The 18,966-nt window shown below is 68.9% G+C and carries 15 protein-coding genes; 8 read left to right on the top strand and 7 right to left on the bottom strand.

The window, feature by feature from the left end; all coding sequences use genetic code 11:
- Positions 1-31 precede the first annotated feature (31 nt).
- The 6 genes from KY572_RS14065 to KY572_RS14040 are packed head-to-tail and all read left to right on the top strand — an operon-like array spanning position 32 to position 9,138.
- Positions 32-1,879, top strand: coding sequence for an AMP-dependent synthetase/ligase (locus tag KY572_RS14065; protein WP_224243114.1), 1,848 nt, complete (start codon positions 32-34; stop codon positions 1,877-1,879).
- Between the two features lie 34 nt (positions 1,880-1,913).
- A complete protein-coding gene (locus KY572_RS14060) occupies positions 1,914-3,062 on the top strand; it encodes an acyl-CoA dehydrogenase family protein (RefSeq protein ID WP_224243113.1) in 1,149 nt (382 codons plus the stop codon).
- Between the two features lie 28 nt (positions 3,063-3,090).
- The gene (locus KY572_RS14055; protein WP_224243112.1) at positions 3,091-4,239 is read left to right on the top strand and encodes an acyl-CoA dehydrogenase family protein; all 1,149 of its coding nucleotides are present in this window, start codon (positions 3,091-3,093) and stop codon (positions 4,237-4,239) included.
- Positions 4,240-4,271: 32 nt separating this feature from the next.
- Entirely contained in the window at positions 4,272-5,483 is a 1,212-nt protein-coding gene (locus KY572_RS14050) for an acetyl-CoA C-acetyltransferase (protein ID WP_224243111.1), read from the top strand.
- Between the two features lie 43 nt (positions 5,484-5,526).
- A complete protein-coding gene (locus KY572_RS14045) occupies positions 5,527-7,704 on the top strand; it encodes a 3-hydroxyacyl-CoA dehydrogenase NAD-binding domain-containing protein (protein ID WP_224243110.1) in 2,178 nt (725 codons plus the stop codon).
- A 27-nt stretch (positions 7,705-7,731) separates the two neighbouring features.
- A complete protein-coding gene (locus tag KY572_RS14040; RefSeq protein WP_224243109.1) occupies positions 7,732-9,138 on the top strand; it encodes an aldehyde dehydrogenase family protein in 1,407 nt (468 codons plus the stop codon).
- A 35-nt stretch (positions 9,139-9,173) separates the two neighbouring features.
- Here KY572_RS14040 and roxA read toward each other — a convergent pair whose 3' ends face one another.
- The 4 genes from roxA to KY572_RS14020 form a co-directional block, all read right to left on the bottom strand.
- Complete coding sequence (gene roxA / locus KY572_RS14035) at positions 9,174-11,195, bottom strand: rubber dioxygenase RoxA (RefSeq protein ID WP_456077666.1); 2,022 nt, start codon at positions 11,193-11,195, stop codon at positions 9,174-9,176.
- A 222-nt stretch (positions 11,196-11,417) separates the two neighbouring features.
- Positions 11,418-12,803 (bottom strand): formimidoylglutamate deiminase, encoded by a 1,386-nt coding sequence (locus KY572_RS14030; RefSeq protein ID WP_224243107.1) that lies wholly within the window; start codon positions 12,801-12,803, stop codon positions 11,418-11,420.
- A gap of 63 nt (positions 12,804-12,866) precedes the next feature.
- Positions 12,867-14,402 (bottom strand): hypothetical protein, encoded by a 1,536-nt coding sequence (locus KY572_RS14025; protein WP_224243106.1) that lies wholly within the window; start codon positions 14,400-14,402, stop codon positions 12,867-12,869.
- 90 nt (positions 14,403-14,492) lie between these two features.
- The gene (locus tag KY572_RS14020; RefSeq protein ID WP_224243105.1) at positions 14,493-14,978 is read right to left on the bottom strand and encodes a ferritin-like domain-containing protein; all 486 of its coding nucleotides are present in this window, start codon (positions 14,976-14,978) and stop codon (positions 14,493-14,495) included.
- A gap of 188 nt (positions 14,979-15,166) precedes the next feature.
- Between KY572_RS14020 and KY572_RS14015 the strand changes: the two genes are divergently transcribed.
- Complete coding sequence (locus KY572_RS14015) at positions 15,167-15,475, top strand: hypothetical protein (protein ID WP_224243104.1); 309 nt, start codon at positions 15,167-15,169, stop codon at positions 15,473-15,475.
- 193 nt (positions 15,476-15,668) lie between these two features.
- Here KY572_RS14015 and KY572_RS14010 read toward each other — a convergent pair whose 3' ends face one another.
- The gene (locus tag KY572_RS14010) at positions 15,669-16,166 is read right to left on the bottom strand and encodes a nucleoside deaminase (protein WP_224243103.1); all 498 of its coding nucleotides are present in this window, start codon (positions 16,164-16,166) and stop codon (positions 15,669-15,671) included.
- On the opposite strand from KY572_RS14010, the gene KY572_RS14005 reads away from it, so the two are divergent.
- Entirely contained in the window at positions 16,167-17,132 is a 966-nt protein-coding gene (locus KY572_RS14005; RefSeq protein WP_224243102.1) for a class I SAM-dependent methyltransferase, read from the top strand. It begins immediately after the preceding gene.
- Here KY572_RS14005 and KY572_RS14000 read toward each other — a convergent pair whose 3' ends face one another.
- A complete protein-coding gene (locus KY572_RS14000) occupies positions 17,133-18,167 on the bottom strand; it encodes an MYXO-CTERM-anchored inactivated metalloprotease (protein ID WP_224243101.1) in 1,035 nt (344 codons plus the stop codon).
- Positions 18,168-18,317: 150 nt separating this feature from the next.
- Positions 18,318-18,629 (bottom strand): hypothetical protein, encoded by a 312-nt coding sequence (locus KY572_RS13995; RefSeq protein WP_224243100.1) that lies wholly within the window; start codon positions 18,627-18,629, stop codon positions 18,318-18,320.
- Positions 18,630-18,966 lie beyond the last annotated feature (337 nt).

Raw genomic sequence — 18,966 nt, 5'->3', positions numbered from 1 at the left:
GCAGCTGGCCAGTGAACCGCAGGGGGTACCCATGGGTGCTTCGTTCGCAGACCTGGAAGCGCAGAGCAGCTCACGAGCGGACAAGCTCACCTTGCCGCTCCTGCTCAAGCGCAACGCCGAGGAGTACGGCAGCTCTCCGGCGCTCACCGCCGGAGAGACGACCCTCACGTGGGCCCAGCTGCGCGAACGCACGGCGGCGGTCGCCCGCGGGCTCGCCACGCTCGGCCTGAAGAAGGGCGAGCGGATGATGATCATGATGTCGAGCCGACCCGAGCACTGGGTCGTCGACTTCGCGGCGGTCCACCTCTCCGCCATCCCCTGCACCGCGTACCAGACGCTGAGCACCGAGCAGGTGGGCTACGTCGCTCGGCACAGCGCGGCCACGGTGGTGGTGCTGGAGGGCGCGGAGGAGGTCGCCCGGTGGCGGCCGGTGCTCGAGACGCTCGTGGCGCTCAAGGGCATCGTCGTCATCGACAAGGCGGCCATCCCGGTCGGGGATGAGCGCTTCGTCTCCTTCGAGGAGCTCGAGGCCGAGGGACGCCGGCTGCACCGGGCGGACCCCGCGACCTTCGAGGATGGCTGGAAGAGCATCCGTCCCGAGGACCCCATCGCGATGATGTACACCTCCGGCACCACCGGAGATCCCAAGGGCGTGGTGCTGACCCACCGCAATGCCTTCTACGAGGCGATCGCGGTGGACCTCTGCATCCCCGTCCCGATGCAGGTCCCCTCCGTGGCCTATCTCCCGCTGGCGCACATCGCGGAGCGCGAGCTCGGCTTCTACCGCGCCCTCTACAAGGCGCTGCACGTGCACATCTGCGCGGATCCGACGGGCGTGGTGCCGCTGCTGGCCAAGGTGCGCCCCCCGGTGTTCTTCGGCGTGCCGCGCGTCTGGGAGAAGCTCGCCAGCGCCCTGCGGGCGAAGCTGGGCACGCTCCCGGCCCCTCAGCGCGAGGCCATCCTCGCCGCCCACGCGCTGGCGGTGGAGGCCTTCCGCCTCGAAGGCACGGGAAAGGCCGTGCCGCCCGAGCTCGCGAGGAAGGTGACGGAGGCGGACGCCACGGTGCTCAAGCCCCTGCGCCGGACGCTGGGAATGGATGCGCTCGAGTGGGCGAGCAGCGGCTCGGCGCCCATCCCCGTCGAGGTGCTCGAGTACCTCGGCGGCTTCGGCATCAAGGTGTTCGAAGTGTGGGGCATGAGCGAGACCACCGGCTGCGCCACGTTCAACCTCCCCTACAGCTTCCGCATCGGCGCCGTGGGCCGGCCCATCCCCGGGCTGGAGCTCCGGCTGGCCTCGGATGGGGAGATCTTCGTCCGTGGCCCCATCGTGTTCCCCGGCTACCTCGCCGCCAACGGCGAGATCGTCAGCGCCGTCGACGCGGACGGGTGGCTGGCCACCGGCGACATCGGCACGCTCGACGCGGACGGCTTCCTCACCATTACCGACCGCAAGAAGGAGCTGCTCATCACCTCGAGCGGCAAGAACATCGCGCCTTCCAAGATCGAGGGCCTGCTGCGCGCGCACGCCCTCGTCGCCCAGGCGATCGCCATTGGAGATGGCTGGCCGTACGTGACGGCGCTCATCTGCCTCGACGCGGAGGCGGCGCCGCTCTGGGCCAAGGCCCGGGGCCTCGCGGCCAGCTCGGTGGCCGAGCTCATCCGTGAGCCGGCGGTGCTCGTCGAGCTCGAGTCGCTCGTGGCCTCGATCAACACCCGGCTCTCCCGCGCCGAGCAGATCAAGCGCTACGAGGTGGTGACGGAGACGTGGTCTCCCGCCACGGGCGAGCTCACGCCGACCCTCAAGCTCAAGCGCCGCGTGCTCGTCCAGCAATACTCCGAGCGCATCGCCACGCTCTACGCCAGCGACGCCAACGACTGACCCCCTCACCCGCCACCCCACCCAAGGGCCCGCCATGCCAGCCATGCATGTGAGAACACCGGAGCACGCCTCGTTCGCGGACTCCATCGACGCGTTCTGCCGCGCCAAGGTCGGCACCCGCGCCCAGCGCGATGCGCTGGCCCGGGACGGCACCGAGACCCACAGCCCCTCTCTCTACGCCCAGATGGCCGAGCTCGGCTGGCTCGGCGCGGGCCTCTCCCCGGAGTATGGCGGCTCGGGCGGCGGGATGACGGACATCTGCATCTTCGCGGAGCGGACCTCCTACTGGCTCGCCCCGGTGGGCGGCTACATCACCACGGCGGTCGCCGCCGGCCCCTACGCGAAGTTCGGTACGGAGGCCCAGCGGCAGAAGGTCCTCGGCGGCATCACCCGGGGCCGCGTGGAGGCGATCGCCATCTCCGAGCCCGGAGCAGGCTCGGACGTCGCCGCGCTCAGCTGCCGGGCGACCCGGACTTCGGGAGGCTTCGTCCTCAACGGGCAGAAGACGTGGTGCTCGAACGCGCATCTGGCGGACCACCTGCTGCTCGTGGCGCGCACCCAGGCCTCGGGCTCGCGGCACGAGGGGCTCACCATGTTCTGCATCCCCGTGAGCACCCCGGGGGTGGAGGTTCGCGGCATCCCCACCCTGGGCGGCAAGGACGTCAATGACGTCTTCCTCACCGACTGCTTCGTGCCCGAGAGCGCCGTGGTGGGCGTGGTGGACCAGGCCTGGCCCCAGCTCATGGCGGGGCTCAACAGCGAGCGGCTCATCCTCGCCGCGAGCATGCTCGGCCGGGGCCGCCGCGCCTTCGATGACGCCGTCGCGTACGTGAAGGAGCGCAAGCAGTTCGGCAAGCCCATCGGCTCCTTCCAGGCCATCAAGCACCGCATCGCCGACCTCGCCATGGAGCTCGACTGCTGCGAGCTGCTCGTCTACCGCGTGGCCGCCATGGTCGACGAGGCCCCCGAGCGCATGCTCCCTCGCGAGGCCTCGATGGCCAAGCTGAAGACCACCGAGACGGCCAAGCGCGTGGCGCTCGAGGGCATGCAGATGATGGGCGGCTACGGCTACGCCACCGAGTACGACATGGAGTCGCACCTGCGCGCCACGGTCATCTCCACCGTCTTCGGCGGCACCAGCGAGATCCAGCGCGACATCATCGGCAAGACGTTCGGACTCTAGAGCGGTACATCATTGGAGAGAGGCAGACATGACGGCACGCCCCCGGTGGAGCTCGGATGAGCTGGAGCAGGTGCGAGGACTCGCGGCCAGCTACTTCACCAAGGAAGTCCTCCCCAACGTGCCCAGGCACGTGGCCCAGGGGTACCCGGACAAGGCGCTCTACCGGAAGGCGGGCGAGCTGGGGCTCCTGTGCATGTCCATCCCGGAGGCCTACGGCGGCGGCGGCGGCACGTTCGCGCACGAGGCCATCCTCATCGAGGAGCAGATCCGCGCGGGAGACCCCTCGATGGGCTTCGCGGTGCACTGCACCATCGTCGCGCACTACATCCTGGCCTACGCCTCCGAGGCCCAGAAGAAGAAGTGGCTGCCCAAGCTCGCCAGCGGCGAGTGGGTGGGCGCCATCGCGATGACGGAGCCAGGGACGGGCTCGGACCTCCAGGCCATCTCCACCCGCGCTGTGCGTGATGGCGACTTCTACCGGGTGAGCGGAGCCAAGACGTTCATCTCCAACGGCTACGTCTGCGACTTCCTCATCATCGCCGCGCGGACCGGGGACGCGAAGGGCCACGCCGGCATCTCGCTGCTGTGCGCCGAGGTCGGCGACACCACGCCCGGCTTCCAGCGGGGCCGCATCCTCGAGAAGCTCGGCGGCAAGGGCCAGGACACCACCGAGCTCTTCTTCGACGACCTGAAGGTCCCCGCCGTCAACCTGCTGGGCGGCGAGGAGGGCCAGGGCTTCATCCAGCTCATGCAGCAGCTGCCCCAGGAGCGACTGAGCACGGCCATCATCGGCATGGCGAGCCTGGAGCGCGCCGTGGATGTGACGGTGGAGTACACCAAGCAACGTCACGCCTTCGGCAAGCCGCTGTTCGCCCTGCAGAACACGCGCTTCGAGCTGGCGGAGTGTGCAACCCTGCGGCGCGTCTGCCGCTCCTTCATCGATGACTGCATCGAATCCCACCTACAAGGCAAGCTGGACGTCACCACGGCGGCAATGGCCAAGTACTGGATCACCGACCAGGCGTGTATCGTCGCGGACAGGTGCCTGCAGCTGTTCGGCGGGTACGGCTACATGAAGGAGTACCCCATCGCCCATCTGTTCGCCGATACCCGCGTCCTGCGAATCCTTGCCGGCGCGAACGAGATCATGAAAGAGCTCATCGCCCGCTCCCTCTAGAACCCCTCCACCGTTTCCCAAGGAAACCCACGATGACCCAGGAAGCTTTCATCTTCGACGCCGTTCGCACCCCTCGAGGCAAGGGCAAGAAGGGCGCGCTGCACGGAATCAAGCCCTTGTCGCTGCTCGTCGGCCTGGTGGATGCGCTCAAGAAGCGCAACCCGGGCCTGGACCCTCAGCGCATCGATGACGTGGTGCTCGGCATCGTCACCCCGGTAGGGGACCAGGGCGCGGACATCGCCCGGACCCTGGTGCTCGCGGCGGGCCTGCCGCAGACCACCGGCGGCGTGCAGCTCAACCGCTTCTGCGCCTCCGGCCTCACGGCGGTGAACACGGCCGCCCAGCAGGTGCGCTCGGGCTGGGAGCACCTGGTCATCGCTGGCGGCGTGGAGAGCATGTCGCGCGTCCCCATGGGCTCGGACGGCGGCGCCTGGGCCATGGACCCCGCCACCAACTACGACACCTACTTCGTGCCGCAGGGCATCTCCGCGGACCTCATCGCGACCATGGAGGGCTTCACCCGCGAGGACGTGGACCGCTACGCCGTCCAGTCCCAGGAGCGCGCCGCCAAGGCCTGGGCCGGCGGCTACTTCAAGAACTCCGTCATCCCCGTGGTGGACCAGAACGGCCTCACCGTGCTCGACCGCGACGAGCACATGCGCCCGGACACCACCGTGGCCACGCTCGGTCAGCTCAACCCGTCCTTCACCGCCATGGGCGAGGCGGGTGGCTTCGACGCCGTGGCGCTGCAGAAATACCACTTCGTGGAGAAGATCCACCACGTGCACACGCCGGGGAACTCCTCCGGCATCGTCGATGGCGCGGCCCTGGTGCTGCTGGGCTCGGAGAAGGTCGGCAAGGCGCTCGGGCTGACGCCTCGGGCGCGCATCGCCGCCGTGGCCACCTCCGGCGCGGACCCCACCATCATGCTCACCGGGCCGATCCCCGCCACCCGGAAGCTGCTCGAGATCGCCGGCCTGTCCATCAAGGACATCGACCTGTTCGAGCTCAACGAGGCGTTCGCCTCCGTGGTCCTCAAGTACCAGAAGGACCTGGGCATCCCGAGCGAGAAAATGAACGTCAACGGCGGCGCCATCGCCATGGGCCACCCGCTCGGGGCCACCGGCGCCATGATCCTCGGAACCGTGGTGGACGAGCTCGAGCGGCGCAAGGCGCGCCGCGCGGTCGTCACCCTGTGCGTCGGCGGCGGCATGGGCGTAGCCACCCTCGTCGAGCGCGTCTGATCCCCTCTCCCTCTCCTTTCGACACCCTTTCGAGCAAAACCCCATGAGCGAACAGAACACCATCCGCTGGGAACGCGACAACGACGGCATCGTGGTCTTGACCATGGATGACCCGGGCCAGTCCGCCAACACGATGAACTCCGCCTACGTGCAGTCCATGCGCGCGACGGTGGACCGCCTGGCCAAGGAGAAGGCCGACATCACGGGCGTCATCCTCACCTCCGCCAAGAAGACGTTCTTCGCGGGCGGAGACCTGAAGGACATCATCCGCCTGAGGAAGGAAGACGCGAAGCAGGCCTTCGAGCTGGGCCAGGAGATCAAGGCGCAGCTGCGCATCCTGGAGACCCTGGGCAAGCCCGTGGTCGCGGCCATCAACGGCGCGGCGCTCGGCGGCGGCCTCGAGATCGCGCTCGCGTGTCACCGGCGCATCGCCGCGGACGTCAAGGGCGCGCAGATCGGCCTGCCCGAGGTGACGCTCGGGCTGCTGCCCGGCGGCGGCGGCGTGGTGCGCACGGTGCGCATGCTCGGCATCACGGACGCGCTGATGAAGGTCCTCCTCCAGGGCCAGCGCTACCGTCCCCAGGAGGCCAAGGAGGTGGGCCTGGTGCACGAGGTGGTGGACTCGGTGGACGCGCTCCTGCCCGCGGCCAGGGCCTGGATCAAGGCCAACCCGAGCTCGCAGCAGCCGTGGGAGCAGAAGGGCTACAAGATTCCGGGCGGCACCCCGTCCAACCCGTCGTTCGCGGCGAACCTGCCCGCCTTCCCCGCCAACCTGCGCAAGCAGCTCAAGGGCGCCAACATGCCGGCGCCGCGCGCCATCCTGGCCGTGGCCGTCGAGAGCACGCAGGTGGACATCGACACCGCGTTCACCATCGAGTCGCGCTACTTCACCGAGCTGGCCACCGGCCAGGTCGCGAAGAACATGATCCAGGCGTTCTTCTTCGACATGCAGCACATCAGCTCGGGCGGCAGCCGTCCCAAGGGCTACCCCCAGCACACGGCGAAGAAGGTCGGCATCCTGGGAGCGGGCATGATGGGCGCCGGCATCGCCTATGTCTGCGCCAAGGCCGGCATCGACGTGGTGCTCAAGGACGTGAGCCAGGCCTCCGCCGACAAGGGCAAGCAGTACTCCGTCAACCTGGTGGAGAAGGCCATCCAGAAGGGCAAGTCCACCAAGGAGAAGGGCGAGGCGCTCCTGGCGCGCATCCACGCCACCACGGAGGCCTCCGCGCTCGCGGGGTGTGATCTCGTCATCGAGGCGGTCTTCGAGGACGTGAAGCTCAAGCACCAGGTCTTCAAGGAGATCGAGGGCGTGGTCGCTCCGGACGCGGTGCTGGCCTCCAACACCTCGACGCTGCCCATCACCCTGCTGGCCGAGGGCGTGCAGCGGCCGGCCGACTTCGTCGGCATGCACTTCTTCTCCCCCGTGGACAAGATGCCGCTGCTCGAGCTCATCGCGGGCAAGAAGACGAGCGACGCCACGCTGGCGAAGGCGATGGACATCGCCGTCCAGATTGGGAAGACGCCCATCGTCGTCAACGACAACCGGGGCTTCTTTACCAGCCGCGTCATCGGCACCTTCCTCAACGAGGCCATCGCCATGGTGGGCGAGGGCATCTCCCCCGCCTCCATCGAGCAGGCGGGCCTCCAGGCCGGCTACCCCGCGGCGCCGCTCCAGCTGATGGACGAACTCACCCTCACCCTGCCCCGGAAGATCCGCCTCGAGACGAAGGCCGCCGCCCTGGCCGCGGGCCAGCCGTGGATGGAGCACGGCAGCTACCCCGTCATGGACGCGATGATCGACACGTACGGGCGCAAGGGCCGCTCCACCGGAGGCGGCTTCTACGACTACGTGGACGGCAAGCGCACGGGCCTCTGGGCGGGGCTCTCCCAGCACTTCACCAAGCCCGGCTACACCATCCCCTTCGAGGACATGAAGGAGCGCATGCTGTTCGCCGAGGCCATCGACACGGTGCGGTGCTTCGACGAGGGCGTGCTGCGCTCGACCGCGGACGCGAACGTGGGCTCCATCCTCGGCATCGGCTTCCCGGCGTGGACGGGGGGCGTGGTGCAGTACATCAACGGCTACGAGGGGCGCACCGGCACCGGGCTGCGCGGCTTCGTCACCCGCGCCCGCGAGCTCGCCGAGCGCTACGGCAAGCACTTCCTGCCGCCGGCGTCGCTCGTCGAGAAGGCTGAAAAGGGCGAGTGCCTGAAGTAGCCCGCTCCCATTCCAAGGAGTCGTTCCATGGTCCAGAGTCCCAGTCGCCCCGCGGCCGTCCCGCCTTCGTTCGACGCGAAGGCGCTCGTCGAGAAACAGCGTGCCTACTTCGAGACCCGAGTCACGCTCCCGCTCCAGTGGCGACGGGAACAGCTCCAGGCGCTCGATCGGGTGGCCCACAAGTACGAGGCGGAGATCCTCTCCGCCCTCAAGTCGGACCTCTCGAAGAGCCCCGAGGAGGCCTTCCTCACCGAGGCGGGCAGCATCTACGGTGAGATCAAGAACGCCCTCAAGAACCTGAAGGGCTGGATGAAGCCGAGGAAGGGCTCGGCGCCGATCGTCATCCAGCCCGCGCGGGCCTACCAGTACTCGGAGCCGCTGGGGGTGACGCTCATCATCGCCCCCTGGAACTACCCCTATCAGCTGTCCATCGCGCCCCTCATCGGGGCGCTCGCCGCGGGCTGCACCGCCGTGCTCAAGCCCAGCGAGCTGGCACCCGCGACCTCCAGCGTGCTCCGCCGGATGCTCAGCGAGGCGTTTCCGCCGGAGATCGTCTCGGTGGTCGAGGGGGGCGTCGAGGAGAGCCAGGCGCTGCTCGCCGAGCGGTGGGATCTCATCTTCTTCACCGGCGGGACGCAGGTGGGCCGGGTGGTGGCCGAAGCAGCCGCCAGACACCTCACGCCCACCATCCTGGAGCTGGGGGGAAAGAGCCCCTGCATCATCGACCGGAGCGCGGACCTGGAAGTCACCGCGCGCCGCATCGCCTGGGGCAAGTACGTCAACGCCGGGCAGACGTGCATCGCGCCGGACTACGTGCTCATTCCCCCCGAGCTCAAGGGCCGCTTCACCGAGCTGGTCCAGAAGGCCGTCCGGAGCTTCTACGGCGATGACACTCGGACGAGCGGCGACTACGGCCGCATCATCAGCACCCGCCACTTCGAGCGCATCTCCGCGCTCGCGGCCCACGGGAAGATCGCCTTCGGCGGAGAGCGCGACGCGGCCAGCCGCTTCTTCGCCCCCACCGTCATCACCGATGCGCCCGTGACGAGCCCGCTGATGCAGGAGGAGATCTTCGGCCCCCTGCTCCCCCTGGTGGACTGTCCGAGCATCGAGGACGCCATCCGCTTCGTGCGCGCCCGCCCGAAGCCGCTGGCCCTCTACAGCTTCGCGCGCGACGCCTCGGTGAACGAGCGCGTCCTGCGCGAGACCTCGAGCGGCGGAGCCGTCACCAACGACGTGTGCGTCCACTTCGCCGCCGAGGGGCTGCCTTTTGGTGGCGTAGGCGAGTCCGGGCTGGGCGGCTACCACGGCCAGGCCAGCTTCGATGCCTTCAGCCACAGGAAGAGCGTGGTGAAGCGGCCCTTTCTGCTCGACATGGCGCTGCGCTACCCGCCCTATGGCGGCAAGCTCAGCCTCTTCAAGCGCCTCATGTGACGGGCCTCGAGGGCCCGTCACACGGGTGGACGGGCTCAGAGCGTCTTCATGTACTCGATGATGGCCCAGCGCTCGCCATCCGTGAGCGACTGGGTGAAGTCATGCCCCTGGTTGCCCAACCCATACAGGTGCGAGTTGAAGATCATCCGTGAGCGGATCTGCTTCTCGGTGATGGGCGGCGGCGACTGGTAGGCCAGCGAGTTGTGGCTGGCGACGAGATTGGCGACGTTCGCGAACAGCACGTCGATGGTCGCCATGTCGTGGGTGCAGGGGATGAACGGATCGTTGGCCGGGCGATCGCCGCAGGTCAGCGGCGTCACCTTCCAGCCCAGCTTGTTCCAGTCATACGCCGCGTAGCTCATGTCATAGCCGGCGTTGTTCCCCAGGTTGTTGGTGGGGGTCTGCTGGCGCTTCCACACCCGCGAGCGGTCGGCCGGCTTCAGCACCTCCCACAGGGTGGGCACGCTGCCATTGTGGAAGAACGGCGCGGAGGCCCAGGCGCCATAGAGCGGCGGCGCGATGTAGCCGAACGGCGGCAGCCACTTGTTCGGTCCCTCGGGGGAGTAGATGGGCCCGTTGCCGTTGTCGTAGGCGCTGCGAGGCACGCGGCGCAGCGCGCTCATGATCGGGTCATCGTAGAAGGGGCCATGGTTGGGCGCCTGGTCGTTGTAGGCCAGGAAGGACGTGTCCCAGGCCCTGCGCTTGCGCTCGTCCGCCATCAGCTGCACGCGCGCCGGGTCCGTCCGGATGGTCTCGATGGGCGTGATGACGCCCGAGATGCCCTTGAGCCGAGGGTCCGGCAGGAACGCCGGGTTCGCCGCGTAGCGAGGCGAGTACACGCCATGGCAGCTCGCGCAGGAGCCGTTGCCCGGTGTCTTCGGGATGTCCGCATTGGCGCCGTTCGCCCACAGGTCCCTCTCGTGGAAGAGCACCGCGCCCTGCTCGGCCAGCGCCGTGTTGATCGTCTTGGGGTACGGGGGCGGCGAGAGCGAGAGGAAGAAGTTGTCGTTGTCCTCGAACTCGGCGGTCAGCGCGCGGCGCTCCGGCCCCGAGCGGCCGAGGTTCGCGATGCCGAACGCCATCTCCGAGCGGACGTTGTCCGAGGTGAGCGCGCCATCCCAGAACTGGCGCGTCTTGAACGCGCGGTACCACCAGTTGGGCGCGCGCGACATGCCTCCCGCGTGCGTGGGGAAGAACTCGAGCAGGCTCGGCACCAGGCCCAGCGAGTCCATGTCGAAGAGCGCCGGCAGCATGTCCACGATGCCGATGGCGTCACTCGAGCCACGGCCCACGCTCCAGGGGATGGGCGCCAGCAGCAGGGGCGTCCCCCAGATCGTGGAGCGGAAGGTATCGGAGGAGATCAGACCGGCATCCGACGCGTCGCTAGAGCGGCCCCACACGAAGCTGGCCTCCTGCTCCGTGCCCAGGCGCGAGTCGTGACAGCCCGAACAGGAGGACGCGATGTTGCCCGTATAGCGCCCGTTCGAGTCCCGCTCCTGCACCAGGCCCAGCGGGAGCTGCCCGCTGCCGCCATTGGTGAGGTTGGGATTCTCCCACGGCATCGGATAGGGATTGCGGAACGGCGCCTTCGCGAGCCCGAAGCGCCGGATGATCTGCTCGTCGAAGTCCGCGGGGCGGAAGACGTAACCCCACAGCATGTACATGTTGTAGTAGGCCAGCGCGTTGCCGAACGGCTGGAAGTACGTGGCCTTCTCCATGTTCGTGCGGCCCCGGTTGGCGCTCGCGCGGAACTCGCCACACGTCCTGGGGTTCGGCGGCAGGTTCGAGACGAACGGCGCCGGCGGGTTGTGCAGGTCCACCCAGAACGCGTTGAACTGCACCGCCGTCCCAGGCTTGTTGACGCCGGGCACCACCAGGGTGCGCGCGTCCAACGGCAGCGGCGTGGAGTCCGGCTTCCCCTGGCAGGCCGCCGCCCACGGCGCGCGAGTGGCTGTCATGTCCAGCAACGGCAACGGATCAGCCGCCGCCTGAGAAACGCTCAGGGCGAGGACCAGGGAACTGGAAATCGAACACGTACGGTTCCACCTCAATCTCATGCGCGCAGCCCTCCATCGGGGTTATTGGCATTGTGCCAACAACCCGCAAATAGGCTGTTCATGAGAAGCCTCTCAATACGCAACGCGTCAGTCAGGGCTCACCGAGAGTGGAATCGGCGAGGTCGACACGCTCCAAGACTGCGTTTTGGTTGTGGATTTTCCGTGAGTGTCCGGTGCTCGCCGTTCACTGCTTTTTCTTGATCGGCGAGCGGGCGGAGCCCTTCACGAGTAGAGCCTGCGCGCCAGCGCGTGGAAGGCGCGGCCCGACTCCTCCGTGCGCGGGTGCTGGCCGTCTCGCACCACGAGCCGTCCATCCACCGCCACCTCGCGCACCGCCGCCTTGTCCGCGCCGAAGACGACGCTGGCCAGCAGCGAGGAGGGGCTGGCGCCCACCAGCGACGGGTGGTTCACGTCCACGGTGAAGAAGTCCGCGGGCGCTCCCGCCGCCAGCTCGCCCGTGGGCAGCCCCAGGCTCCGCGCGCCGTTCACCGTGGCCATCTCGAACAGCCGCGCCGCCAGCCCGTCCACCGCGCCGCCGCCGGGATCCAGCACCGCGCGCCGCACCCGCGACAGCCGCAGGTGCCCCTCGAGCTGCCGCGCCTCGTCCAGCAGATCCACCGTGGCCTGGCTGTCCGAGCCCAGGCACAGCCGCACGCCCGCCCCCACCAGCCTGTCCGCGGCGACGATGCCGTCTCCCAGGTTGCGCTCGGTGGAGGGGCAGGCGCACACGTTGGCTCCCACCTCCCCCATCATCCGCGCCTCGGCCTCCGTCACGTGCACCGCGTGCACCGCCGTGAAGCGAGGCTCCAGCAGCCCCACCTCCTCGAGCAGCTCCACCGGGCGCAGGCCGTACTCGGCCACGCAGGCCTCTATCTCCTTGGGCTGCTCCGCCACGTGCATGTGCACGGGCAGCTGCCCGCGAATCCCCGCCAGCACGGTGAGCCAGTCGCGCGGCACCGCGCGCACGCTGTGCGGCGCCAGGCCCACGCTCACCCCGGACTGGCCCTCCACCTCCCGGACGAGCTCCTCCACCGAGGACAGGTAGGTGTCCACGTCCTTGTCGATGAACCGCCGCTGCCGTGGGTTCTCCGGCACGCGGTAGCCCGCCCGCGCGTAGCCCACGCGCAGCAGCACGATGCGCAGCCCCACGTCCCGCGCGGCGCGAATCACCTCGTACGCCAGCGCGTTGCGCTCCACGTAGGGCCGGCCGTCCGACTGGTGGTGCAGGTAGTGGAACTCGCCCACCGCAGTGATGCCGGCCAGCGCCATCTCCAGGAAGGCCTGCCGCGAGGCGACGTACACCTCCTCGGGGTTGAGGGACTCGGCGGCGCGGTACATGGCCTCGCGCCAGCTCCAGAAGTCATCCATGCCGCTGCCCGAGGCCACGTACTCCGTGCGGCCGCGGATGAGGCGCTGGAAGGCGTGCGAGTGGCCGTTGACGAGCCCCGGCAGCAGCACCCGCCCCGGCAGCCGCACGACGCGCGCTCCCGCCGGGATGGGCCCCTCCGGCAGGATGCGGCCGTCCGCGCCCACCCGCAGGCTGCTGTTCTCGTGGAACCTGCCGAGCCGGTAGAGGAAGTCCGGCTGATAGACGGTGATGTCGCTCACCCGCGCGAGCCTACGTCACCGCTTGGGGGCTCGCAGCAGCGACGCGAGCCCCAGGTCCACCGGTCAACGACGCGACAGCCGGGGGCTCTGGGGAGCCGACCGCGAGTGGACGGAGTTGTCATCCGCCCCGGGGCGCCCCAGCCCCCGCCGCACCGCCGGCAGCGAGGCCGTCACCGGGCCCACGTAGAAGACGCCGGTGAAGCCGTTCTTGTCCGGGTCATCCCAGAGGTGCACGAAGTAGCGGTCCCCGTTGTCCTTGCCCTTGGCCTCCTTCACCCCGCACTCGAGCTGCTGGCCCTGGGGGCCCACCGCGCAGATCCACGCCGTGCCGGTGTTGTAGGCCATGTCCAGCGCCACCGCGTCCTCCACCTCCTTGTGGATGAGCCGGCCCATGGGCTCGTACTTGCCGTCCCACGGCAGCCCCCTGGCCAGGCGCGGGTGGATGTTGCCCGACACCAGCATGAAGAAGCGATCCTGCCCCTTGCGCACGAAGCCCAGCACCGTGTTGGCCATGGCCGTCTCGCGCTCCTGCCCCTGCAGCTTGGGGTGGTCGAACACGAAGGCGTCCACGTCCAGCCCCTGGGCGCGCAGCCGACGCAGCTGATCCAGCAGGCCCGCCACCGCCTCGCTGCTGCGGCCGTCCGGGAAGGGGCTGCGCCAGAAGGGCGCCTCCATCAGCTTCAGCCAGTCGTCATCCGTGCCGGCGCTGCGGATGAAGGTGGCCACGCGCTCCTGGTTCTCCACCGGCAGCTCCAGCCCCACCGACACCGGCGTGCCCGCGGCCGCCGTCTGGCACACGCCCTGCGCCACGAAGCGCGGCACCTCCTGGGTGCCGTGCAGCTCGCCCAGCATCATCACCCCGCCGCGCTTCACCTGCGGAGACAGGCCGATGATGGGCATGCCGCACTCGATCAGGGGCGCCGAGCCGGCCTTCGCCTTCGGCGGATTGGCCGCCACCTTCCCCGCTCCGGGCGCGGCCTCCTTCAGCAGCTGCTCCTCCTTGATGCGAGCCACCACCGGCGCGATGCCGTTGAACACCTTCCACTCCATGACGAGGTCGCGCTGGCCGTCCCGGGAGCCGCCCGTGATGGCGTTCTGCCCCTGCGGCTGGCTCATGAACGCGGCCATGTCCTCGATGCTGTTGTTCGCCGGCCCGCTCTCGTCGCCGACCGCGCCCAGGCCGCCGCCGCCCGTCTCGCTCCCGCCAGCGCCGCCCAGCGAGCGGCTCACGCCCCAGTCGATCTGCGAGCCGGCCTTGGCCAGCGTGTCGCTGGCGCTGCGGGTGATGCGGAAGATCCACAGCTTGCTGGTGGAGGGCGAGTCGCGCTTGCCCACCACCATGTAGCGGTGCCAGAAGCCCGCCACGCGAGAGCCGCCGAACTCCTCGCGCCAGTCCGTCTCCAGCACGTACGTGCCCTTGTCCTCGCGGTAGGACAGGCCGTTGTCCACGAAGTACTGGCGGACCGAGGGCCATACCTCCTCGAGGGGCAGGTCGTAGATGGCCTCCTCGTCGGGGATGCCGCTGGCCCCATACTGCGCCGTGGCACAGCCCGCCAGCACACCTATGGCTACAACCCCAGCGATGAACGCCAGACGCATCCGAGCCCCTCCCGACGAAATTGGGCGGAAATTCCCCGGAGCTTAACGTTCTGGGCGGCCCGGCATATCGGCGGGCTCGCCAAAACGGCCTCAGGCCTGGATTTCCGAGCCTTCCGCGGCGGTGGCGCCCTCGCGCAGCCAGGGGCGGGTGCGCACCGCGTCGCGAATCCACGTCACGTGCCGGTACTCGTCCTCGCGGTTCTTCTGGATGAGCGAGCGCACCTCGGGGCTCCAGTCGAACTGGAGGGCCAGCTCGTAGGCCCGGTTGGTGAACTCCTCGTTGCCGAGCATGGCCACCAGGGCGGCCTCGGTGCCCATCATGCTGGTGACGGCCGTCAGGCTCTTCATGGCCGTGCCCTTGAGGTCCGGCTTGAGCTCCACCGGCTCGCCGCCGAACTGCTGGATGAGAGCGTTCAGGTCCTGCACGTGGCGCACGTGGTCCACGCGGAAGTCATTGAGCCGCTCGCGCACCAGGGGCTCGCTCACCCGGGCGATGGCCGCGTCGTAGGCCCCCACGGCATCCGCATCCAGCTGGGCCAGGCTGCGCAGCTTCGCCACCTCGGACTTCTCCGCCATCTCCTACCCTCCTTGAGCAGATCCCGGCCAATGTGCGTGGGCCGTCCCCGGACGCCAACCCACCTCCAGGCGCCAGGGCGTGTTTGCGGCAAACCCGGCCGGAGGACAGGCGAGCAGGCGGCGGATGCGAGCACTCGCGTCATGCGCACCTTTGCTCCACACACCCACTTCCAGCAGGAGGACGGAGCATGAAGAACGAAGACGTGGCGACCTCGAGCATCGAGCAGGTGACGAAGCGAGTTCCTTCCGTGAGCTTTCTGGGACTCGCCATCGGCGCGATGGCCGTCAGCGCCACCCTGATGCTGCTCAACAAGAAGACCTGGGCCAACTTCGTGGGCCAGTGGGCGCCGAGCATCCTCATCCTGGGCACCTACAACAAGCTGGTGAAGACATTCTCCGCGCCCTACAGCGAGGACCAGCGCCTGCAGCACGGCGGCAACGCCTCCATCCTCAAGGGTCCCGACGAGCTGAACCGTCAGCCGCGTCCGCTGATCTGAGCGGAGACGAAGCAGGCGGGCACCCGCCCCGTCCCACTCCACCCCGGAGTGAGGCGGGGCTCCTTCTTTCCCGTGTGCCGAGAGTGGCACGCCTGGCGCTCGACGTGCAGGCCGGTCCGCGAGTGTTCAGGAGCCTTCATCCATGTGAAGCGCTCGGCTCCGGCGGTTCAGGACACCACCTTCGTGCAGGAGCTCAGCCCAGCCCGTCACGCCCGACGGGGAGCCTGGCGAAGCCCGCGTCCGTCCGTCGGTAGAGAGGATCGCACACGTCGGGCAGGATGGGACCCACCCACTCGAAGATCTTCTTGCCGGCGTAGTACGGCGGCAGGTGGGGCAGCATCCGCCCTGCCCCGCCTTCGACGTCGTTCGCGCCGAAGACGACCCGGCCTACACCATGCAGCAGCAGCGCGCCCATGCACATGGCGCACGGCTCCAGCGTGGTGTAGCAGGTCATCTGCCGAGTGCGCGGCCACAGGGACTTGTCCGCCGTGGACAGGGCGCGCATCTCCGCGTGCGCGCCTGGGTCATAGACGGGGCGGAGCACGCAGCTCATGCCTTGCGCGATGATGGCCCCGTCCAGCACCAGGAGCGCGCCGACGGGCAGGTTGCCCTCGCGCTCGGACTGGAGCGCGAGCTCGACGGCTCGCTCCATGTAGGATCGGTCACTCGGGTTCATGAGGGTCCTGGTCATATGAGCGATGACTTCCTTCGAGTCTGGAGCCACTACCGCGACGGGGGCCTCGATGCCGCCGCTCGCCTGACGCCGTCCTCCCCGGAGAGCCTCCTCTATCTGGCGATGCTGGCCTTCGCCGATGAGCGCTATGCCGAGGCGACGGCCTTCGCGGAAGATGCGGCGCGGGCCTCTCCGGAGGATCCACTGCCCCGTGCGGCGGCGACCTACCTCGCACGGGTGACTCGGGAGGGCAAGCGCAACGTCTACGTGTCCGCGGAGGGGTTCGCGGCGTTCATCCGGGGCGGTGGCAACGTGCCGCTGTACCAGGAGACGAGCGCGGCGCTCTCCCGCTGCTATCCGGGCAGGCCGTTCGAGCTGCTCGACATCGGCGTGGGAGATGGGCTGGCGCTGCTGCCCGCGCTGACGCCCGAGGTCCGGCGGGTGACGCTGGTGGAGCCCGCGGCGCCCCTGCTCGAGCGCACCACGCGGGAGCTCTCCACCCGGGGCGTGGGCTTCGACACCTTCGCGGGGACGCTGCAGGCGCTCGCCGCCGAGCCCCGCATGCAGTCGCGCAGGTGGGAGGTGGCGCAGGCCACCTTCAGCCTCCACAACCTCCCGCCGCCTGAGAGGCCCGCGCTGCTGGCGTGGCTGCGCGCACACTGCGATGCGCTGCTGGTGGCCGAGTTCGATGCTCCGCGCATGGACGAGCCGCTGAGGCCCGAGCTCGTGCGGCATGTGCTCACCCGCTACCGCGTGGGGCTGGCCGAGTACGCGGGGGTGGACTTCGAGACGGTGGCGCAGGGCTTCCTGATGCCCGTGATGTTCGGCTACGTGGATCGCGGGGCCACCCGTACCACCTTCGAGCATCCCATCTCCGAGTGGGAGGGGCTGCTGCGCGAGGCTGGCTTCGCGCAGGTCGAGCGACGGCTGCTGTACTCCTATTGGTGGGCCCCAGCCTGCCTGGTGGTGGCTCGGGTTTCCTGATCAGACCTTGCCGCGTCCACGGAAGCGCCGAGCTCCCAGAAGGAGCACGAGCGCCGCGAGCAGAGGCGCAGCGGGGGTCGTGCTGCAACCGGACCTGGCGGGGGCTGGCTCATCGGAAGGAGGTTCCTCCTCTCCTCCCGGCTGCCCTCCATCCGTGCCGGCTCCGCCATCCACGCTGGTTCCGCCATCCGCGCTGGTTCCCGCATCCGTGACGCTTCCGGCATCCGGGCCAGCTCCACCATCGGCGACGGTTCCTCCATCGACGGTGGTTCCTCCATCCGGGGACTCGAGAGGAGGGCACTCGGGCGTGGGCTGCCCGGGAGGAAAGAGCTCACAGATTCCCTGGAGCGTGCCAGGGTCGATGACGCGCTGGCGGGTCTCGCCCCAGGTCACGCGTTTCACCATCGTGGAGTCCAAGCGCGTGATCAGCGCGAACCCCAGCGCCTGACCGATGGCCGACGTCATGACGCGTTGAACGTCCCACCCGACACAGCCAGGGGCAACGGGGCCGACACAGGGCTTCCCGTCGTCCGTGGTGAGATTGCCTGCACTGGCATTGATCTCGAGCAGAGCCGCGCGAATCACTCCCGTGTTCTGATCGAAGGTGATTCTCGGCATGGAGATGACATAGGACTCGTACTCCCAGCAGTCGTATTTGTCCGCACAGGAGTCGTCGTTGTAACAGGCATCCGTGGGAGGGACGACGTCCGCACACCTCACCCTGCGGAAGCTCACCCGCGTCTTTCCGTCATAGGCAATCGGCGTCCCGTGGGGCACATCCGGAGCCTGCTCGAACACGAGGTCCGAGCAGGTGCTCGCAGCCTGAGCCCAGGCGTTGACCGCGGCCGCGACGGCGGACCGCTCCGCGGCGGTAGGGTATTGCCCGGAGGCGCTCAGGGCATAGGTGAAGGTCCTGGATTTGTGACACAGCTGCTGCCCGTCGATCCGCCAGCGTTCATACGGCTGGGCCTGGGCACCGAAGCCAACAAAGACAACAACGAGAGGAACGAGAGAGCCGAGCCGAAGAGGGAGCATACCCCACGCACGTTATGCGAAATCGGCAGGGCGGGAACAGAAGCTGACACGTAGGAGGAGAAGCGCGGCGACCACCTTCCTTCAGGGGGTCGCGGCCATGGAGCCCTACCTGCCCTGATCGCTCGGCATCGTTCTCAGCAGAGGCCTGGCTCAGGCGTGCACGGCGCGCTGAGGGCGCGCCTCGACGGGCCGGCTCGCGCCTCGGCGGCGCGCGCGCCGGTGCCTGATCACGATGATGCCGCCGATGATGGCGCTCAGCAGCATCAGGGCGTTGGTCACCACGAACACCCAGTTGCCCACCTGGATGCTGTAGATCGTGAAGCCCACGGAGGCGGTGATCTGCCCCACGAAGAGCCACTTCGAGACGCCTTCGCTCGTCCCGGAACGCCACTGCTTGTACACCTGACTGCTGATGGTCAGCACCAGCACGAACGAGCTGAACCAGCCCAGAGCCTCGATCATCGATTCCTCCGTGGGCTCAAGATGTGCACGCCCGCCCCTTCCTCCGTGCCGCCCTCATGCCCGGCAGGCAGGCGAGCCTTTTCGATTCCCTGGCCAGAAGCCTTGCCATCCTTATCTTCGCATTGATGGAGCGTGGCGCTCTTGAGCGCCCCGACGCGAGGCGTGCTCGTGCCTTCCAGGGGATGAGTGCACCCGCGGGTGACGGTGGAGCGCCCCGAGGCCCGGGTCAGTGTCGGACCGGTTGGCAGCATGCCCTTCGGCCGTGAGGCGGGGGCCCGGGGCGCCTGGTGTCTCCCTTCTCCGCTTTCCCTCGCTGATCAAGGAATTGCACGGAGCC

The sequence above is a fragment of the Hyalangium gracile genome, assembly GCF_020103725.1.
GTDB classification, from domain to species: Bacteria; Myxococcota; Myxococcia; order Myxococcales; family Myxococcaceae; genus Hyalangium; species Hyalangium gracile.
This window is presented reverse-complemented; position numbering and strand designations above follow the sequence as displayed.